Source organism: Bradyrhizobium genomosp. III (genome assembly GCF_000261705.1).
Lineage (GTDB): Bacteria > Pseudomonadota > Alphaproteobacteria > Rhizobiales > Xanthobacteraceae > Bradyrhizobium > Bradyrhizobium ottawaense.
Genome location: NZ_AJQF01000594.1, coordinates 1 through 1,142 on the forward strand (window position 1 = coordinate 1; position 1,142 = coordinate 1,142).

Annotated in this window: 1 protein-coding gene; it reads right to left on the reverse strand. The window is 67.4% G+C overall.

The annotated features are described in order from the left end of the window. Positions 1–85: 85 nt before the first annotated feature. Positions 86–1,142 (reverse strand): methyl-accepting chemotaxis protein (locus IC66_RS0142310; RefSeq protein WP_038951385.1); only part of this gene is annotated, 1,057 nt, incomplete at its 5' end.

A 1,142-nucleotide genomic window follows, 5' to 3' on the forward strand; every position in this document is an offset into this window, starting at 1 on the left:
TGGTTATGGTTCCCCGCTTTCGCGGGGACGACAGCGGAGAGTGGGGTGACAGCCGATCGTCTAACTCAGCACGAACCCAAGCAACTTACGCCGCCCGGATATTCCCCATGAAGCGGTCGAGCTCGGCGCGCAGGCGGGTGCTTTCGGATGACAGTGTCTTGGCCGAGTGCAGCACTTCCTCGGAGGCCGTGCCGGTCTCGGCGGCGCCGCGGTTGACCTCGCCGATGTCGGTGGCTGCGGTCTGGGTACCCTGCGCGACGGTCTGGACGCTGCGCGCGATCTCCTGCGTCGCCGCGCCCTGCTGCTCGACCGCGCTGGCGATCGAGGTCGAGATCGACGAGATCTGTCCGATGGTCGCACCGATCTCCTTGATCGCGGCTACCGATTCGGCCGTGGCGCCCTGCATGCCCGTGATGTGCGAGGAGATCTCGTCCGTCGCCTTCGCGGTCTGGCTCGCCAGCGACTTCACTTCGCTGGCAACCACGGCGAACCCGCGGCCGGCTTCACCGGCGCGTGCCGCCTCGATGGTGGCGTTGAGCGCGAGAAGATTGGTCTGCTCGGCAATCGCCGTAATCAGCTTGACCACCTCGCCGATCTGCTGGGCGGCATGCGACAGCTTGCCGATGCGCCCGTCGGTCTCCTTGGCCTGGACCACGGCAGCTTCCGCAATCCGGCTGGAATCGCGGACCTGGCGGCCGATCTCCTCGACCGAGGCTGAGAGCTCTTCCGTCGCGGTGGCGACCGACTGCATGTTGGAGGACGCCTGCTCGGAGACGCCGGCGACCTGGCTCGACAGGCTCTGGGTGGTCTCGGCGGTGCGGGTCAGCGTGGAGGCCGCCGATTCCAGCTGCACGGCCGAGGCCGAGACGTTGGAGACGATGGCGCCGACCGCGCTCTCGAAATCGTCGGCAAAGCGGATCAGCTCGGAGCGGCGGGCAGCGCTCGCCTCCCTGTTCTGGGCTTCGCTGGCAGCGGCATCGCGCTCGGCTTTTGCCACGGCTTGAACCTTGAACTCCTCGACCGCACCGGCCATCTCGCCGATCTCGTCCTTGCGGCCGAGACCCGGCAGCACCACGTCGAAATTGCCCGAGGCCAGCTCACGCATCGCCTTGCACATCGCGATCATCGGACGCGAGATGCCG